This window comes from Bacillus aerolatus (assembly GCF_009183655.1).
Lineage (GTDB): Bacteria > Bacillota > Bacilli > Bacillales > Domibacillaceae > Pseudobacillus > Pseudobacillus aerolatus.
Map to the genome: position 1 here is coordinate 193892 of NZ_WEIO01000004.1, position 17102 is coordinate 210993.

Consider the following 17102-nt stretch of genomic DNA (forward strand, 5'->3'; position numbering starts at 1 on the left):
CACGGGGGCTAATTGCCCCCCGTGTTTTTATTGAAAAAATTTTTTCTTCTTTAACTAACCCGTTTGTTTAAGTACAAATCTTCACAATCGCTTTTAAACTTTAACATAGATATCCAATTTTCTATCAAGTTTGGTCCAAAAACCTTGCAAACTAAAACTTTACAATAAACAAAAAGAGCGTCAATCCTTCATGGATCACCCCCCCGATGCCAAGCTAATTTTTAACATCTTACATATTTGCGTTTGAAACCAAGCTTCCCTCTATTAATTTCTTTTTGAATACTTTCGTAAGCGTTTAGGAAACTGCTTTTTTTCTTGTCTCGTTTGACTTCTACTGTACCTACTTCTTTTGCGGTCTCAATTGCCTTTTCATGTAGCGGCAAATATGAAATCCCCACTGTGTATAAAAAATTATTCATAGCGGATTTCGCTCGTTCTGGCGAATCATGAATCGTATTTTTCACAATATCAAGCATATTGGAAATCTTGCTTTCGGAAAATTCATTATCTAGTCGATTCCCTAAAAGCCAGCAGTAGCAACTCCAGCCCGCTGACATTCTCAGCTCGTCACCAGTTGCAATCCATTTATCAGCAACGTCTTGTGCAATATCTGACTCTGATAAAGTTACTGCCACCACAAAATCGGACAACATATAAAAATACGCTCCATCCATCCAACGATCAAAATCCGACTCAGTCATGGCTTTTGGGTCTGCAATAATGCCTGCAAAGTACATTGCATCGTAGTTACCTGTGGCATAAAACTCTTCAGCTAAACGTTGATTTATTTTTATTTTCTTTGCAATTGGTTTCATAACACCGGTAGCCACGCCAAAAAGCGGCTCGTGCGCACCATTGGATATGTACATTTTTTTAGTTCGTTCCTTGCCGAGGGCTTCAAGCTCCTGCATAACTGTTTCGAAATCCATAGTTTTGCACTTCCTTCCTTAATATTAATACCTATTTAATTGTAACCAACTAGTTTATATACTTTATCAAGTCTTCCATATTTCTCAACTTTACCATTAATCTTATTCCTTGTTGCACTTATAAAACATTAGATACAAAAAGGGTATCCGACAAGCAAGGCTTTTCGGACACCCTCCGCCTTTTTAAATAAATAGAATGAAGCAGCAGCGCTTTGTGCGCTATTTTTTGAATTTTATGCGCGGCGATTATGGATTTATGCGCGGGAATCACGAATTTATGCGCGCTCATGTCCAACTTGTGCGCGAGAACTTCGGAATTATGCGCGCCGCCTAAATTTTTAAGACCGCTTTTTTAAATTCATGGCGCTTTTCTCTTTATGCTTAATTATACAAGCTTCCCCTCAGCCAAGGGCGATGTCGATAGGGACCGATCGGGACTTGGATGAGGCTAGTTTTTCCTTGTGGATCCATCTTGTAAATGTCATCACACAAGTTGGCATCAAATCCGAGAAGTGGATGCCCCCCCATCCCGATGGCTGATGCCGTTAACAGTAATCGCTGCACGAGCATGCCCGCTTCCATTTGTTGGATGCGGTATCCTCTGTATCCCAGTGCTGTTTTGGAGTAATCCTTGTCTCCTGCCACATGCAGGCAGAGCGGTACTTGGAGCAAATTTACATTATCTAAAGACATTCCATATTGCAGCTGGAGTCGATGATCCCCGCGATGTACTTGTTGTAACGCATGAGCAGTACTGTCATAACGATAAGCACCATCCGCAATGCCTTCAACATGATACAAACAGCCGTACAGTGAGACACGGGGCTCGCACTTCCTTTGTGCTCCATCCAAATCATTTCGATACGAGAAAGAAGCCGTCGCCTCCTGCAGCAGAGTGGCCAGCTGCGGTTGACTTACCTTTCCTAAAACGAAATCCATGTCCGGTGAATATCGCTTTCGGCAGACCGACGCCAGATCATCCGACAACCGCTTCGCGGGAGGCAGAGCTATCCCTTGCCCCTCACAACTCATATTCTCCTTCGCATTAATCTGCCGAAACGCCTCCGTTGATTCCATCATGGACGCTTCATTCATTCTGGTTAACATCGGATACTCTTTGACTCTCCGTGACCGGACGTAATGATTACACTGAATCGCTGTCAACTCTCGGCACAATTCGGCTGCAGAGACAAGCCCGCCTGTGTCACTGACATTAGTAAACCAGATTGTAGGTTCCACCGATAGCGGGATAACCGCATACGCGCTCTCCTCTTTTTCGGATAGTCCAAGCAGATGGTTGATGGCCCGGTCAAGAAATTGGAAATACACCCCCGATGCGAAGCCAAACCGTTTCGCCACTTCCAGCAACTGTCCAATCAGCACACCAGCATCCAACCCTTGCAGACGGTAGGAAAAGTTATTGTATTTATAGAAGTTTTTCCAAAACATTGTCGACACAAAAACAGCACCAAAACAAGCGGACATGTCACAGCGATTACCAAGAGCCTGGGCTATATAGGAATCGAAATTACCTTCTCGCAACAACACTAAGCGATGGTGTGCCACATCATAATGGTACACCCCAACAGGCAAATCCTCCATCTTCAAATACATGTACAATTCGTTTGGATACAATGCTCCCCCGGAAGGAGCAAAACGCCGAAACGACTGCATTAGTTCCGGCGCTTGATCTATGGAAGGAAAGGCTGTCTCGGAAAATTGAGTAAGGCCAAATACATACCAGAGAAAATAACTGATTTTCCAAAAATCAGGCTGTTCTGGTGCTTTCCATTCTTCGAGCGTCAACGGTACTTCCAAAGATAATGGAAAAACAGGCAAGCCACGGTAAAGCTTATACGGAAGGGGTGCATCTTCCCAATCCACTTCCGAGTCCACCGGGCTTGCCTTGTCAATGTCAAAGTGTAGATTGTGCAGAAATGTCTCTAGACTCATCCTTCTGCCTCCTAGTTACAGCTTATGGAAACGGATGCGGATGTGGATTAAGTTGTTCAAGTGTCAGCGGCTGCTTCCTATATCCAAGTTCCATTGGTACCCGCAGCACCCTCTCCAGTCCTGTTACGCGGGTAAGGTGATGTCCGAATGTCATCGGCAGCATCCCCGGGATCAACACTTTCACGCAATGCAATCCATTCCGTATGGTTTCCGGTGTTGTCTGGTCCACCACAATTACATCAAGGTTCAATCGACGAAACTTCTGAAGAATGTCCTGCAGATCATCGGTCAGATCTGTATGATTCGACTTCCACTTGAATTCCTCGTCAAACGTTCGCAACGGACGATTATCATCCAGCAAAAACTGCAGGCGCTCCTCTGCTTGCGGCAAACCGTACAGCATGCCATGATCATCCATCTTCTGTACTAGGGAAGAATCTTGCAGCATTCGCACATACTCCTCCTGGTTTTCCTCAAATTTCTCGTCGAGCGTCAGCATCATGGCAGCCAACTCGTGAACCGCGCTTTTTACCGCCCGTACTGGGTCCAGATGAGCTCCGGCCGCGCAATTGATGTTCAATCCTTTTTGCTTCCTGTTTTTCGCCATCGCCCATACGCTTGGAATTCCGTGCTCCATCGTCGAGTTATAAAAATGCAGATCATATCCTCCTACCGCTCGTACGCGGTCGATCATCAATTCCAACTCTTTGTCGTTAGCCGAATAAGGATCAAGACGCGGGAGAGGCAGCTCTGCGTACCAAGTCATCAGGAACGAATCACGTTCCACCACTTCCAAAATACCGTAGAAAATGGCCTCTTCCAAACTTCCGCCTAATGCGCATCCGTTGGAAGTTTCATAAACAAATCCCTCCCCGCAGCCCAAGCTATAATAAGCAAACAACTCTGGAACGAGAATCGGACGCTCTTGCAGAAACGAATAGCCCCATACCCAATTGATTGAGCGATCAGGATTAAACGGTCTGAACGGAAAACCAGGTTGTGCATATTGTTCCTTTGCGTGCACGCCTAACTCGATAGGATTGAGTGCTTGATCTTTCAAATTACGGTAACTATCATGGATTACTGTCCGTTTGCCGCGGGGCTCCAGACCGCAATACCGCTCCAACCCCTCCAAAATGGCAGTCAACTCACTTACCGCGTATGAATGAGTCCGGCCTCCTGCTCCCTCGTCCCCGATGAACAAAGGCAGATTGACACTTACATCGGCAAATGGCGGCACGAGGTCATACATTTTATCATTCAAAAAGCCAGTCCGGTGATCTAGATAATCTTTGGCTAGCACTTTACTCAACTCATCCATCGAACGGCAGCGGTAACTGTCGGTGCTGATCTTCGGACTTGGCTGCAGTGAAATCCGGGCCGCCGTTGGTGAATCATCGGGTAATCGGCCACAAACCGTACACAACGGGTTGGGAAGAAAAGAATGCCATGAACTACTCAATGTTTTCAAGTTGATTAATGATACACGCCCTTCCGAGTGAGCCCGCTCACCTTTCATCACTTTCTCTACCTCCGCCCCGATCAGATGAGCCATCTGCAAAAGTCCAGTGCGTGATGCCGCCGCGTCACGCTGTATTCCTCCGTGCGTCTGCAGTTGCTGTCGTATTTCCCTCATCTCTCTACGGTCGCGTCCTGCCATGAGATGTCGCAAATCTGCACACTGGGAGCACCCCTGCGTACCTGGGCGAACTAGCGGACCGATCACTCCCTCGCCAAATGAAACGAAACCTCGCAGCCAAGGAGTGCCGGCTGCTCGCAACACTTCTTCCGCCTTTTGATGAACAGAGGGATTCCAGGCATCTTGCAACACCAGAGCCATATTAGTCGTTTCCGGTATCCCTGCCTCGAAATCGGTCTGGCGAATTACCTCGTATTGGCCGGACAGTTCTCCGTACACGCGGTCTGCCAACACTCCTTCTCCGACAACTACCACGACAGCATTCACCTTGATTCCTCCTCTCGCAACAACACACCAAACACCCCTGCCAGTTCCTCTTTCAAAAACGGTTCCATTTCTAGTTCGAAGACTAAGAGCCGCTTATGGTTCCGTTCTAAAACTTGCATAGCGGACTGCAAAACTTCGGATTGTGTCGTCTCTTCACCCGCGGGAATCACAAGGTTTAGCGGTCCTGTTTCTTCTTGAAGCACGGTCGAAACTTCCAACCCTTGCGCCGCCGTGAGGCAAGCCGCTTCATTTTGGGCTTTCATAATTGCCTGTTGTAACGCATTCCGCAGCGCCATTGTTATATTCAAACCTACACAGCCATGCCAGCTATCATTTGTACCGACCCATACGACAGGGTAACCGGCCACTTCCTCTCCTAAGCCAATCATCGGTACACCTTGCATCGTGGTCAGTGCCTGTAAATAAAACCGGCAGCGTTCATCTTCTACCGCGTCCAACTGCACCCGAGCAACAAGGTTCTTCTCGTTGAACTGTCGCTTGCGGAATTCACCGTCTAAACACCTTTGCAGCCCGCGGCAAACACATTCCGCAAACGTTTCCCCTGCTCCGACGCCGACAAATTCCTGTAGTGCTGCCATATTATTCTCTACTTCCTGCTGTGGAGGCAGAGTCGTAACGAGCTGGCTGACTGTTCGCGACACATACGCTTCAATCCCTGTCAGACCCGCTTCCCTTCGTGCCTCCTCATGTGTCATACCTGTACAAACGATGTCTGGCAACAGCTCAGCCGGTCCGTCCGACATCGGGTCGACGACCTGAACGCGGCATTGGGCCAGCGGCAGCTGCTGTAAATCTCCCTCCTCCCAAATATGGAAAATGCCTGATTGTTCCGATGTCAACCGGCTGAAGTGAATAAACAATCTGCCTGGCTCACCTCTGCCCGATTTCTGTTCGAGCCGCTGATCGAAATCTTGAACCCATTCGGCTCCCGCATGTCCGGTCACCAGCGGATGAGGCAGGAACGAATGCCAGTTTCCTTCCATTGTTTCCATATCAAGCAGGAAGAATTGATTGTTTTGTTCTGATTCGGTCACTCTTGTCGTCTCTTTAAACAATTCAAATGCAATCACATTGGCCAGCATCGCTCCTGCTGTGGAAGAGAAAGTGGGGAATTGCTGGTCTTTATTAAACACAGATTGGTGTATACGGCGCCACGCAGACTCCCAACACCCCTTAGAGTCCGGATGTACGAGCGGTCCTGCCAAACCTACCTGGTGAAGACATATAGCGGGGAGCAGCATCTTCTTCTCTTGCCTGCAAACCGTATGAAGTAATCGTAATTCCTCTACATCCCCCTCCTGTGACACATACAATATCGAATCAAACGGCTGCACAATCTCCCTCCAAGAACTTATCTCTTCCTTCTGCAGGACGACCTCCTCTACCTCTACTTCGGGGTCTGTTTTACGTGCATGTGCCACGAGTTCCCTCAACCGCCGTCTATTAGTCGGTACCGAGTCCGTAATGAAAGTATGGAATTTAGGCAATCCGGATTCAATCAATGCAGAAACCAACGAAATTAAAAAAGGGCCAGAGCCAATTGCCAACACTTTTACTTGACGATAGGTTTGAAAACGGTACGCACCTGAATCGCCCGAATTGTCCAAAAATTCAATTTGAGAAGCATACTTTTTAAGAACCTGATCCGCCAATTGATGCGGTCGGTCTTGACTCACATCCCGAACAAATCCGTTTCGGTACAGAACTTCTGCAATTTCAAACACCCGATCCCGGTATGGGCCCGGCAATCCATCTGTCAAATCCCTCAACGTGTAGTCCCCATTGAACATCGGTAATAGCTTTTCAATCCACTGAACGATCGTACTGCCTTCCATACGGAACGAACTTAAGTTGTTCCGAAAATACACACCGTTGTTTGGATCAGGGAGAAAAAACGTGTCCCTTTTCACTTTCAGACGCATAGAAGGTGCTAAATTTGTCATTCCGTTCCTCCTAATCCGCAGCTATTCTAAAATCTGCATCATCACTTTCACTACAATCCTATGTAAGACAATTTGTCTCTTATGTCTAATCTTACAGAGAAAAGTCCCTGCAACAACTCATGCAGGGACAATCTCTTCTCAGAACTATTAATCACCGCAACGACTACAACGGCCGCAGCGACCGCCGCAATTAGAGCAGCGAAAACAATTAGAACAACGGAAACAATTAAAGCAACGAAAGCAGTTAAAGCAGTTAAAGCAGTTAAAACAACGAAAACAACTAAAACAACTAAAGCAACGGCCGAAACCACCGAAACCAACGAATTGTCGAGACGAATCATCCATATAGTACTGGTTTTGATCCAAAGGAACTGCCTCGCTTGTCTGGAAATCGCCAACATTCATCATTTGAAGTTCGTTTTGGAATTCATTCATTTTGATAACCTCCGTGTATTAAATAATAAGGGTGCACAGGCAACATGAAAGGGGAACAGAAAAAACATAATCAGGTGCTTCTAATACTCTCCCAAACAAGATATGAACAATGGGTGGGGATTGTTACTGATTCAAATGCCTATGTTTATTGAATCTTCGTAAAACCGTTCAAAATGGAAACAGGATGATCACGTGATCAATAAGGCAGCAGAATCCAGTGAGGCCGCCAGGAAAAGAATTAATATAATGGCAAAAGGGATATAGGCCAAAATATTTGGCATGGCCATTTGCTCAAGTAAAATTACTGAACTTATACAAAAAGCTGTTCATTTCTTCTGCTCATATGTTGTTGAAAGAAAGTAAAAAGGAATACCAAGTCAAAAACATATAACATTTCATAAGGATTGATACTTATATTTCCTTTTCAAAAGTTGTAATATTATAAATATTGAAAATTGGTAAATATTCAAAGTATTGATACACGAAGGGTTTTGATAGAATTCAATGGAATCAAAGAAGAGCTTAAAAATTATGCCAACGAGAAAGCGTATCAACTTTAGATATGGGAAGATCTTATAGCTGCCGAATTGTTTATTTCGATTGAACAAAGAGTCTGGCTGAAAATCGCTTGTTTGTTCTTGCTTAGAAAACAGATAAGAGAAATGCCTGAATCTTCGGATGGAGTATTTTAGGCTGTCGATTTTGTCGACAGCCTTTCTAGTTGCTATTAATTCTTTAATGACTAGAATCTTCTCCAACTGAAGATAACTATGTACTGCCCTTTTTCAACCATCTCGGTTTTTTTAATAATCGGAATAACTTTTTTAGCACCTATATTTTAAAATAACGGGAAGGAAGGTTTGCATGTTTAAGACCAAAAAGGATTTCACTTTTTTTATACATATTATTCCTAAGATTCTCCAAATAATATTAAATACTTCTCTCGTTTTCCTAGCGCTTATTCTATCTTTTTTATTAGTTAAGGAATTAATTATTTTCAGTGAGGTTTTGATAGAAAAAGGCAGTAATGACTATAAACTGTTTCTTGCCAATATACTTACCTTCTTTTTATATTTTGAGTTTATTACTATGATTGTTAAATACTTCAAAGAAGAATATCATTTCCCTCTTAGATATTTTTTATATATAGGCATCACAGCAATGATAAGACTGATTATTGTTGACCACGATCACCCTGTAAACACATTATTTTATTCGCTTGTCATCCTAATTCTAATAATTGGATATTTCATTATGAACATAACTCCACGTGAAAGACCCGATAGTAAAATGAGGTTAGCTGACGTTCTACATGTCAGAAACTAACAAATTTGAATTAAGTAGAAATTTTTTCTTTCTCGAACTTAATTACCAAAAGAAGTTCGAGGAAGTATGGGCAAATCTTTTCATTGGTTTGATCTATAATAACTTAGAACGATTTTTATGAACTTGAAAATATCGTCATTATCCCACCGATCGGGTAGTATATGTCACTATTTCTAAGATATAAAGAGTAATAGGCAGATAAGGTGGATCCTTTACAGTCTTATAACAAAATAAACGCAATAATGACGTTTGATACGATTTGATTATATCGTTATGATTAAAGAGTTAAAAAAAGTAAGATTGTGAAATTACACACAAATAAGGAGCTGATAAGTATGGGATCTGTCCGAGTAACAGATCACAAAGTGACAGAAGAAATGAAGGATGATTATTCATTAGACAGAGTGCCGCGGCAACAAAGGAATATGGGTTGGTTAAGTATTACAAATATTACCTTTGGCATAGCAACAGCTATTTTTTATTTTCAAATGGGAAGCGTTATGGCGCTTCAGTTCGGAGCCATTAATGCCATTATATCCTCCGTTTACGCAATCATCGTTGCCGGTATACTAGGAACATTCATTGCTTATCTTTCGGCAAAATCCGGTATGAACGTCAATTTATTATCCAGAGGCGGCGGATTCGGCTACATAGGCGCATCGTTAACTTCGTTCATTTATGCAACAAACTTCATTATGTATTGTGCATTTGAAGGCTTGATTTTAGTTTCTGCGGTTCATACCTTCTTCCCCGTTATCCCAGAATGGGCGCTAATCATCTTCTTCGGAACCATTGTTATCCCTTTGAATTGGTTCGGTATAAAACAACTGGATAAATTACAAAAATGGTCTTTACCGATTTTCGGTGTTTTTCTAGTAACTGCCATCGTTGTATCGATCTACACCCCTTCAGTATACGAAGGAAGTTTTTGGACATATATGCCGGAGGGCGTTGAAGTCGGCGGAAAAGCCTTATTGCTTTGTATCGGAATGCACCATGGAATCATGGGTCTGACAGCCCTTCTTGCTTCGGATTATGCCCGCTTCCTTAAACCGAAAGATATCAAAATAGGATCAGTTGCCATTGGATTTATTCCTCAGATTTTCTGTTTTGGTGTCATGGGCGGTCTTGGTATATGGTTTGGTGTTCGTCTAGGCGAGCCGAATCCGGGTGTTTACATCGTCTTGCTCCTTGGTATTGGCGGCGCATTGTTCACCATGTTAACCCAACTGCGAATTAATGTGACAAATATATATAGCAGTTCCTTATCGCTGGCCAACTTCTTCGAAAATATCTTTAATTTTACACCGGGCAGACGGTTCTGGGTTGTTGTAACGGGTATAATTGCAATGGCTTTAATGCTGGGCGGCATCGTGGATCATTTGGATACAGCCATGACATTCCAAGGAGTCTTTCTATTAGCCTGGGCAGCTATATTAGTCAGTGATGCCATGATCGTGAAAAAAATGTTAAAGATCGGCCCCGGTTATTATGAGGCCCGACAGGAGTACTTGTACAAATGGAACCCTGTTGGAGTCGTGTCTTTGCTCGTATCAAGCGCTTTAGGAACAATCGCTGCATTAGGCTTTATGGGAGAATTCTTACAAAGTACTGCCGCGTTCTTTGCTGCAATTTTAGCAGCTGTACTCACAGTGATTCTAGCGATTTTTACAAAAGGAAAATATTATAGCAAAAGTGAGTCTGATGACATTCATAAGGAAGATTATATCGCCTAAAAATTTTTATTTCAGTAAGCTGCTTATGACAGTCTCCTAATTTTTTGACTCTTGTTCTCCCCCGGTACTCACCAGCCAGGTTTGCCAGCAATCTTCTTTGCTTTCTCCTGGATTGTCCAACCTTTTTAACCTGCAGCAGCGAAGCCCTTGCAGCTCTTTTGTATCTGCCAGGCTTCTCTTAATATGTCGTTAACAACAATCATTGCGAATAAAAGTACAAGAGAGTAGCCGGACTAATTAAGTCGGCTGCTCTTTTATGGTTTATTTTATTAATTATCAAACAAACTTGCAAACTCTCCATAGCCTTCTTCTTCGAGCTTGTTTTTGGGCACAAATCGAAGAGCTGCTGAGTTAATGCAATATCGCGCACGATCCGGTCCAGGCCCGTCATCAAATACGTGGCCCAGGTGAGAGTCGGACGTTTTAGCACGAACCTCGATTCGCCGCATTCCGTGCGAGGTATCGAACTTTTCTTCCATTTCCATGCGGTGCAGCGGTTTCGTAAAGCTCGGCCAGCCGCAGCCTGCATCATATTTATCTGTCGAACTAAACAGCGGCTCCCCTGAAATGATGTCGACATAAATTCCCTCTTCGGTATGGTTCCAATATTCATTTTGAAACGGCGGCTCCGTTGCATTATTCCTTGTTACTTCGTATTGAATCGGCGTTAGCTCCTCCCGCAATTGCTCATCGCTTTTACGTTTTTTCCAATTCTCACGGATGAAGCGCGCCCGTCCGGAACTTTCTTGATAAAGATTATAGTGAAAGGAATTCTTTTTATAATAATGCTGATGCTTTTCCTCTGCCCGATAAAAGGGACCTGCCGGCAAGATTTCTGTTACAATCGGCTTTTGGAAGCGGCCGCTTTCAGCAAGCTCTGCTTTCGAAGCCTTAGCCATTTTCCTTTGTTCTTCATTATGAAAAAAAATTGCCGTCCTGTAGGACAGCCCCCGGTCATTGAACTGTCCGCCCGCATCCGTCGGATCAATTTGCTGCCAAAACAGCTCCAATAATTTTTTATATGGAAAAACAGCAGGATCAAAAGCAATCTGGACCGCTTCATAATGTCCGGTTGTATTAGAGCATACTTCCTCGTAAGTCGGGTTTTCTACATGGCCGCCTGTATAGCCCGAGATCACTTCTTTAATCCCCGGCTGTTCGTCAAACGGAGATACCATACACCAAAAACAGCCTCCCGCAAACGTTGCCAGTTCAAATTGTTCAGACATGAAGAATCAACTCCTTTGATTGTTCTTTGCAACGGGAGTATCTTCCTCCCCATCTTCTCCTCCATTTAACAGCTAATGAAATGATTAGTAAAGCATTTGAATTACCCTGCCCTTTAGCAGACGTTAAGTTATTGTATAAAAATTGAATAGATTGAACAAGATGATAAAGCGACAAAAAAGACAATATTGGAAAGAGAGGAAACGAAAATGCCTAAAAAGTGGTTACGTATATTACCTGTGTTTTTGTTATCTGCCGTTGTGTTAATGGGCTGTAATAATGATGATCCGGCAGAAGAGGAAAATGATACGCAGCAAACACCTGAAAATGATAATATGAATGAGACGAATGAAAACAATGATATAGTTCCTGACGGCGAAAACAATACAGACGGGGGTAATGATATAATCCCTGATGGTGAAAATGGTACGAACGGGGACAATGAGATGGTTCCTGATGGTGAAAATAATATGAATGAGAATAATGATATGACTCCTGGTAACGGTGAAAATAATGAAGATATAATTGAAGATAATCAAGATATGCAGGACCCTAATAATAAGGATGAATAAATACCTTCGTAAATAACAGGTCTATAGTATAAACCGTCTTCAAACCCTGCCGGATAAAAATAAAATCAGACGTAACAAAAAGCACTGATGATAGCTAAATCAGTGCTTTTTGTTGACTACATTTATCTTGCTAATAATAAGAACCTCTTCAAATTAGCATCGCAGCATGTTACCCATTCCATAATCTTTCAAGATCTAATGGTACGTATATTTCACTTCCATGAATCCGTCTATGTATTAATGGATTTGAAAATTGTTCTGCCTTATGTCTTTCTTCCTTACGACGCACGATTGAATTTATTCCAACCAATTTTTCACCTAAATAAAAGTAATCATTCTCTTTCTCCTTGAACGCAGTCTCTATTCACTTCTTAAAAAATAATAGCCAATATCTCTTCAGTGAGCATTGGCTATTTCTATTGTTCAGGAATAGGCTGATACATGGCACTGATGGCTTGAATGGCTTCATCAGATGCTGGCATTAATGGATAATAACCGTTTTTAGCCATGTATTGCCATACGTCATAAGCGTGCCGGTTACTATTCATAAAAGCATTCTCTAAAATAGGCCTCCTCAAATTTAAATATCACTAAACCATACTACTTTTTGCAAATAAAGAAATTCTATCCGTCAAAAATGAATTTCACTAAAGGATAGCTGTTTTGCGATTTCGAGAAGGGTAAAATAGGTAGCAACGAATAACATGATTTTTAAGACATTATCGTTACTTAGCAACCGTTTGCGATGGAAATCGACCTAGTGAATACAGCAAGCTTCTTTTTCGTGGTATACGCAGCAGCAGTATTAGTATCATGCCCATTCACAGGCCGCTTAATGGACATGAAAGGTGCGAACTTTATTATTAGCCGGTATCCTTATTGGTCTATGCTTCCGCAATATGCAGTCAAGCACCCAGGCGGTCGCAGTTAAATTGACTCCTCCTCATCGCATGGGACTGGCGACGTCGACCTTCTTTATCTTTCTTGATGCAGAACTTGGATTCCGCCCTTATCTACTTGGGTTCATCATTCCATTAACCGGCTATAGTACTCTGTATGTCATTATAGGCGTGATGATTCTGGCAACTTCTGCCCTTTACTACTTCCTGCACGGCAAGAAAGAAAGAGCAGCAAGAGTGAGTATCAATGCTTCGGCTTCAGTTTGATAAATAACTAGAAAAGGGACATCTCGTCATGGAGATGTCCTTTTTTCGTTTCTCACTTCCAAAGTAGTTACCCCGGAGCAAAGATTCAGTTAGATCACAACAATACATAATATGACTTTCCCCAAACCTTTTTGTTCAGCCTCTTTCGGAATAACTCTGTTTGGATTCACAAATCAACAGAGTTAATTAGCAGAGCCTATTATTAACTAAATTTATTGCTCTTTTTCTCTATTATGATATTAGTCCAAGCCATCTTATTGACTTTACATAATATATCAATATAAGGACATGTCCTTATATTGTAGTTAAAAAATGAAAGGGGGGGAATATATGAACTTTAACCTTGCGACATTTCTTATTGTGGTTGTATTGTTAGTTGCTTTACTCTTAGCTTCATTACTTGGCACTCCTGAGCAAGAAGAGGCAATCAGAGATGCGATCTGCGCTGTCCTCGGATGTTAATAACCCTTGAAAACGGAATATAACCAAAGAAGATTTATAACCTTAGATTGATCTAAATTAGAGAACTGGCAAATCTCAGAATGGAATGCTGCTGCAACACTCCTGGGAGATCAACTAGAAATAGATTGATCTCCCAGGAATTTTAATATGGCCAGGCAAGTCGTGCTTGTGTATTTAGATAATAACAAAAAACAGATGATACCTATTCGGTTCTTTCTTCATAGAATACATCATGTAAGAGATTGTTTGACTATTTTCTAAAAAAGGGAGACTATCCTATGACAGACAATAATAAGGAAATCGTTGAATCTAAAACAAGTCAAGAGAAAGATGACAACTCTGTTAAGAGGGAAACTGTTATGAAGCTCACGTCCGATTTATTGAATGATGAAACTTCTATTGATATGGGTTCTATATTGAAAATGGCCACAAACCTTTTTACCGATGATGCGCTTATGAGTTCTGTAAAAGACCTTGCTAAATTAAATCAAAACAAACCTTTAGATGTATTAAAAGAGCCTCCAAAACAAAAAGAGGAAGATACAGCTTCATCCCCTCAGCGCATTGAAGATATTACTCATGAACTGACCGAGTTAAAACAATTGTTACAAGACTTGAAAAAACAAAATGAATATTTAACAGAATTGATCCTTACTAAGGAGAAACGGCAAGCGGAAAAAGATCTTGAAAATGCCAATAAGGACAAATTTCTTAACCAGCAGATCATGACATTGTTTCAAGGTTTAAACAAAACCAAAACGTCTATGGCTGCTATACAGCCCAAAAAAAGTAAATAACACAAACATACTAAGCTTAGCAGCACAAATCACGGTCATGATTTGTGCTGCTATTTTTTATAGTAGAGGCGAAGAGTTGACCGCAACAGTCCCAGGTCCGATTCATGCGCAGGAACAGCCAGAATATGCACGCAGCTCGATGATAAAACAAAAGAGGCGATAATGAAGCAAATGAGTTATCTAATGATTTTTCGCTTTCCCCCCTAAAAAAAGTATCCTCCTCCGTGTCAATTGACACAGAGAAGGATACTTCCTTTTATCCAATTATTAGGATTTAGTTAATGCCTGTTCTTTTTCTCCCCAAGGCAGTGGCTGGTCTGACAAAAATCTTCTTAATACATTCTCAGTGAGCTGAGAGATATTATTATCATAATTGTTGTGAGATAAACTGCCGCAATAAGCAATGGAACTAGTAGAAAATACAGCTCCGCCATTAGGCGTAGGGTAATACACCATATCGGCTCTCACTCTCGGGTTTTCTGCACCTGACAGACCAGGAATGTTAAAGTATAGTTCTTCTGCAACTGGCATATACACACTTGTGTGATTCTCCGATGAAGCAATAATGACGGCATGTGACGGGGTGCCAAGCTCTGTATCATAAATATCTAATTCTAATCCAGCCGCTCCTCCGCCCACTAGACCGAAGTCTCCAATCTTTTCATCCTTATCAATACCTTCAAAGATCCAATCTACCTTTGGATCAAAACTTTCTTCTGTTCGACGGTAGTAAGAAGACACTTCAAAGCCTTCCGCCACATATCCCGTACCGCATATTTTTTGAGGAGCTCTGCCTCGGTGCTTCCAAATACTTCCTTGCTCTCCTGTAAAGCTTAAATGGATCTCACCTGGTTTTGATTTCCATCCTTGGTTTCCGTAATTTTTCCTTACTTCCATAATGTTTGGATTTTCCGGATGGAACGCAACGACCCAATAAAATCCATTCGAGCCCATATACATAAAACGGCCGCCGTCGCTTTGGAAATCCTCAATTGCATCTAACATCTGTCCAGAATAATATTCCGGATGAGATCCTGTAATGGCTACCCGGTATTGATTGAGCAGTTCAGCTCCTTCTAAATGAAGGTCCTGGTCCGTGATGACATCAAAATCAAACCCTTTTTCCGTCAGCCAATCAACTAAATGAAGATCCGCATTGAATTGCCATAAGGAAGGCGAAAGGTTATGGCGATATTTCGGTCTCATATTTAAAATCGGACGTAAGCTAGATGAGAAGCAGACCCCAGTCCCATCATTATGATGGTCATATGTCGACAACCCATATTCAGCGTGTTCCCCGAGATACATATCTTCCTGCTGGACGACTGGCGCTCGTCCAAACATTAGCTGCGCAAGTGGAATATCTTGAAAGCGATTATTTGCGTAAGCTAAATAACTAGCAGTAGGAATGATGAGAACCGTTTTCGCAGTCGGTTGTCCTTTCTTAGGTCTGACGAAAAATGTGATGTAATCCTCATCATCTCCCGCACAGACATGAGCTGCGTACACGCCGCTTTTCAGATTGTCAGGCACTTTCCACTCAAAGTCTACATCCCACTTTGCATCTGTCAGATCATCATCATGAAAATGAATCGCTCCGTATTGTTCCGGGGCATGGACGAAGTTTTGTTCCTCTGATGTCCAGTTATACCCTGTCATTGCACGCGTTGGATGGTTGACGGTTTCGCCGTGTATTTGATTTGGAGACTTATCGTATACTTTTTCTAGTTCCTTAAACCCTTTTTTGGTGATTCCTTCAGAGAAGTCCCACGCTGCTACTAATCCCTCACCAGAAGGATGATCGATCCACGCAGTCATTTCTTCTTTGCTTAATGCGATACTAGCCATTCGCGGCCGGTCAATTTTCCCATTATATCGGTTGATGACTTTGTATTTACCTTCTGATTTTTTTTCAAAGATACTTGCAATTAAAAACGGTGCATTGTTATCTGCACAAGGTTGAACCTTGATATTTTTTTCATTGCTTATATTCTGGTTGTCCGCTCCATAAGGCAATGAAAATCTTCCATTTGTTTTACTGATCACGGCTTCTTGAAAAATGGTCATTTTTCCGCTGTCTGCATCAAATGAGCCGCCTACAAAATACCAGCAGCCTGAAACTAATGGTTGATTCGTACTTATTTTTTCAACGTTCCCCTTTTTATCTCCAATCCATAAAGCTAGACAGCCTTTTTCATCAATAAATAATCCATACCCTGTCTGATCTGCAGGCGACCATTTTGTAAGAATCCCTTGTGTTCCTAATTCCGGGGTCGTAGGAAAAATCATTGCTTGTAAAGAGAAACTACTTATTTGTTCAAAAATACGATGGGCATCAAACTTGATGTATGACCCCATATGTATGTCTTGTTTTCTGCCGTTATATTCTTTATTTACTCTTGCAGCTATTTTTTCAATTTTTACACCTGGCCCCTTAGGATCTGAATCTCCGTGTATAAGCCGGACGATTTCCGCTTTATATTTCTTATGGTGACTGTTCACCATGAATTTAATATTTTCTCCAGGCTGGACACTCATTCGGTCAGTATAACCGGTAATCTTCATAAAC

At 42.3% G+C, this 17102-nt stretch carries 13 protein-coding genes and 1 pseudogene; 6 read left to right on the top strand and 8 right to left on the bottom strand.

From position 1 onward, the window contains the following. Positions 1-221 precede the first annotated feature (221 nt). The 5 genes from F9802_RS08780 to F9802_RS08800 form a co-directional block, all read right to left on the bottom strand. Complete coding sequence (locus F9802_RS08780) at positions 222-929, bottom strand: DNA alkylation repair protein (protein WP_152151017.1); 708 nt, start codon at positions 927-929, stop codon at positions 222-224. Positions 930-1310: 381 nt separating this feature from the next. After that, positions 1311-2882, bottom strand: coding sequence for a SagB family peptide dehydrogenase (locus F9802_RS08785; RefSeq protein ID WP_152151019.1), 1572 nt, complete (start codon positions 2880-2882; stop codon positions 1311-1313). 22 nt (positions 2883-2904) lie between these two features. Then, on the bottom strand, positions 2905-4848 hold the full coding sequence (locus tag F9802_RS08790) for a TOMM precursor leader peptide-binding protein (RefSeq protein ID WP_152151021.1): 1944 nt from the start codon (positions 4846-4848) through the stop codon (positions 2905-2907). After that, on the bottom strand, positions 4845-6812 hold the full coding sequence (locus F9802_RS08795) for a putative thiazole-containing bacteriocin maturation protein (protein ID WP_152151023.1): 1968 nt from the start codon (positions 6810-6812) through the stop codon (positions 4845-4847). The genes F9802_RS08790 and F9802_RS08795 overlap by 4 nt, the downstream gene beginning before the upstream one ends. A gap of 147 nt (positions 6813-6959) precedes the next feature. Continuing rightward, positions 6960-7247 (bottom strand): heterocycloanthracin/sonorensin family bacteriocin, encoded by a 288-nt coding sequence (locus tag F9802_RS08800; RefSeq protein ID WP_152151025.1) that lies wholly within the window; start codon positions 7245-7247, stop codon positions 6960-6962. 864 nt (positions 7248-8111) lie between these two features. Between F9802_RS08800 and psiE the strand changes: the two genes are divergently transcribed. Both psiE and F9802_RS08810 read left to right on the top strand, forming a co-directional pair. Then, positions 8112-8573, top strand: coding sequence for a phosphate-starvation-inducible protein PsiE (gene psiE / locus F9802_RS08805; RefSeq protein WP_152151027.1), 462 nt, complete (start codon positions 8112-8114; stop codon positions 8571-8573). Between the two features lie 335 nt (positions 8574-8908). Then, positions 8909-10309 carry a purine-cytosine permease family protein gene (locus F9802_RS08810; protein ID WP_152151029.1) on the top strand — a complete coding sequence of 467 codons (1401 nt, stop codon included), beginning with the start codon at positions 8909-8911 and terminating at the stop codon, positions 10307-10309. Positions 10310-10578: 269 nt separating this feature from the next. Here the strand turns inward: F9802_RS08810 and msrA are convergent, their stop codons facing one another. Beyond that, positions 10579-11538: a peptide-methionine (S)-S-oxide reductase MsrA gene (gene msrA, locus F9802_RS08815; protein WP_152151031.1), complete on the bottom strand. Its 960-nt coding sequence runs from the start codon at positions 11536-11538 to the stop codon at positions 10579-10581. Positions 11539-11745: 207 nt separating this feature from the next. Between msrA and F9802_RS08820 the strand changes: the two genes are divergently transcribed. Next, positions 11746-12108 carry a hypothetical protein gene (locus F9802_RS08820; RefSeq protein WP_152151033.1) on the top strand — a complete coding sequence of 121 codons (363 nt, stop codon included), beginning with the start codon at positions 11746-11748 and terminating at the stop codon, positions 12106-12108. 416 nt (positions 12109-12524) lie between these two features. Here the strand turns inward: F9802_RS08820 and F9802_RS08825 are convergent, their stop codons facing one another. After that, positions 12525-12656, bottom strand: a complete 132-nt coding sequence (locus F9802_RS08825) for a hypothetical protein (RefSeq protein ID WP_152151035.1) — start codon at positions 12654-12656, stop codon at positions 12525-12527. 191 nt (positions 12657-12847) lie between these two features. Here F9802_RS08825 and F9802_RS08830 point away from each other — a divergent pair. From F9802_RS08830 to F9802_RS08835, 3 genes and pseudogenes are all read left to right on the top strand, one after another. Continuing rightward, positions 12848-13274 (top strand): annotated as a pseudogene (locus tag F9802_RS08830) (MFS transporter); the annotation flags it as partial. A gap of 330 nt (positions 13275-13604) precedes the next feature. Further along, positions 13605-13736, top strand: a complete 132-nt coding sequence (locus F9802_RS20070; protein ID WP_263862293.1) for a hypothetical protein — start codon at positions 13605-13607, stop codon at positions 13734-13736. Positions 13737-14014: 278 nt separating this feature from the next. Further along, positions 14015-14533 (top strand): hypothetical protein, encoded by a 519-nt coding sequence (locus tag F9802_RS08835; protein ID WP_152151037.1) that lies wholly within the window; start codon positions 14015-14017, stop codon positions 14531-14533. 267 nt (positions 14534-14800) lie between these two features. Here F9802_RS08835 and F9802_RS08840 read toward each other — a convergent pair whose 3' ends face one another. Beyond that, positions 14801-17098: a N,N-dimethylformamidase beta subunit family domain-containing protein gene (locus tag F9802_RS08840; RefSeq protein ID WP_152151039.1), complete on the bottom strand. Its 2298-nt coding sequence runs from the start codon at positions 17096-17098 to the stop codon at positions 14801-14803. Positions 17099-17102: the final 4 nt, after the last annotated feature.

Coding starts and splice junctions, on each gene's coding strand:
- F9802_RS08810 (WP_152151029.1), top strand. CDS start 8,909: ATGGGATCTGTCCGAGTAACAGATCACAAAGTGACAGAAGAAATGAAG.
- msrA (WP_152151031.1), bottom strand. CDS start 11,538: ATGTCTGAACAATTTGAACTGGCAACGTTTGCGGGAGGCTGTTTTTGG.
- F9802_RS20070 (WP_263862293.1), top strand. CDS start 13,605: ATGAACTTTAACCTTGCGACATTTCTTATTGTGGTTGTATTGTTAGTT.
- F9802_RS08785 (WP_152151019.1), bottom strand. CDS start 2,882: ATGAGTCTAGAGACATTTCTGCACAATCTACACTTTGACATTGACAAG.
- F9802_RS08800 (WP_152151025.1), bottom strand. CDS start 7,247: ATGAATGAATTCCAAAACGAACTTCAAATGATGAATGTTGGCGATTTC.
- F9802_RS08840 (WP_152151039.1), bottom strand. CDS start 17,098: ATGAAGATTACCGGTTATACTGACCGAATGAGTGTCCAGCCTGGAGAA.
- F9802_RS08795 (WP_152151023.1), bottom strand. CDS start 6,812: ATGACAAATTTAGCACCTTCTATGCGTCTGAAAGTGAAAAGGGACACG.
- psiE (WP_152151027.1), top strand. CDS start 8,112: ATGTTTAAGACCAAAAAGGATTTCACTTTTTTTATACATATTATTCCT.
- F9802_RS08825 (WP_152151035.1), bottom strand. CDS start 12,656: ATGAATAGTAACCGGCACGCTTATGACGTATGGCAATACATGGCTAAA.
- F9802_RS08820 (WP_152151033.1), top strand. CDS start 11,746: ATGCCTAAAAAGTGGTTACGTATATTACCTGTGTTTTTGTTATCTGCC.
- F9802_RS08835 (WP_152151037.1), top strand. CDS start 14,015: ATGACAGACAATAATAAGGAAATCGTTGAATCTAAAACAAGTCAAGAG.
- F9802_RS08780 (WP_152151017.1), bottom strand. CDS start 929: ATGGATTTCGAAACAGTTATGCAGGAGCTTGAAGCCCTCGGCAAGGAA.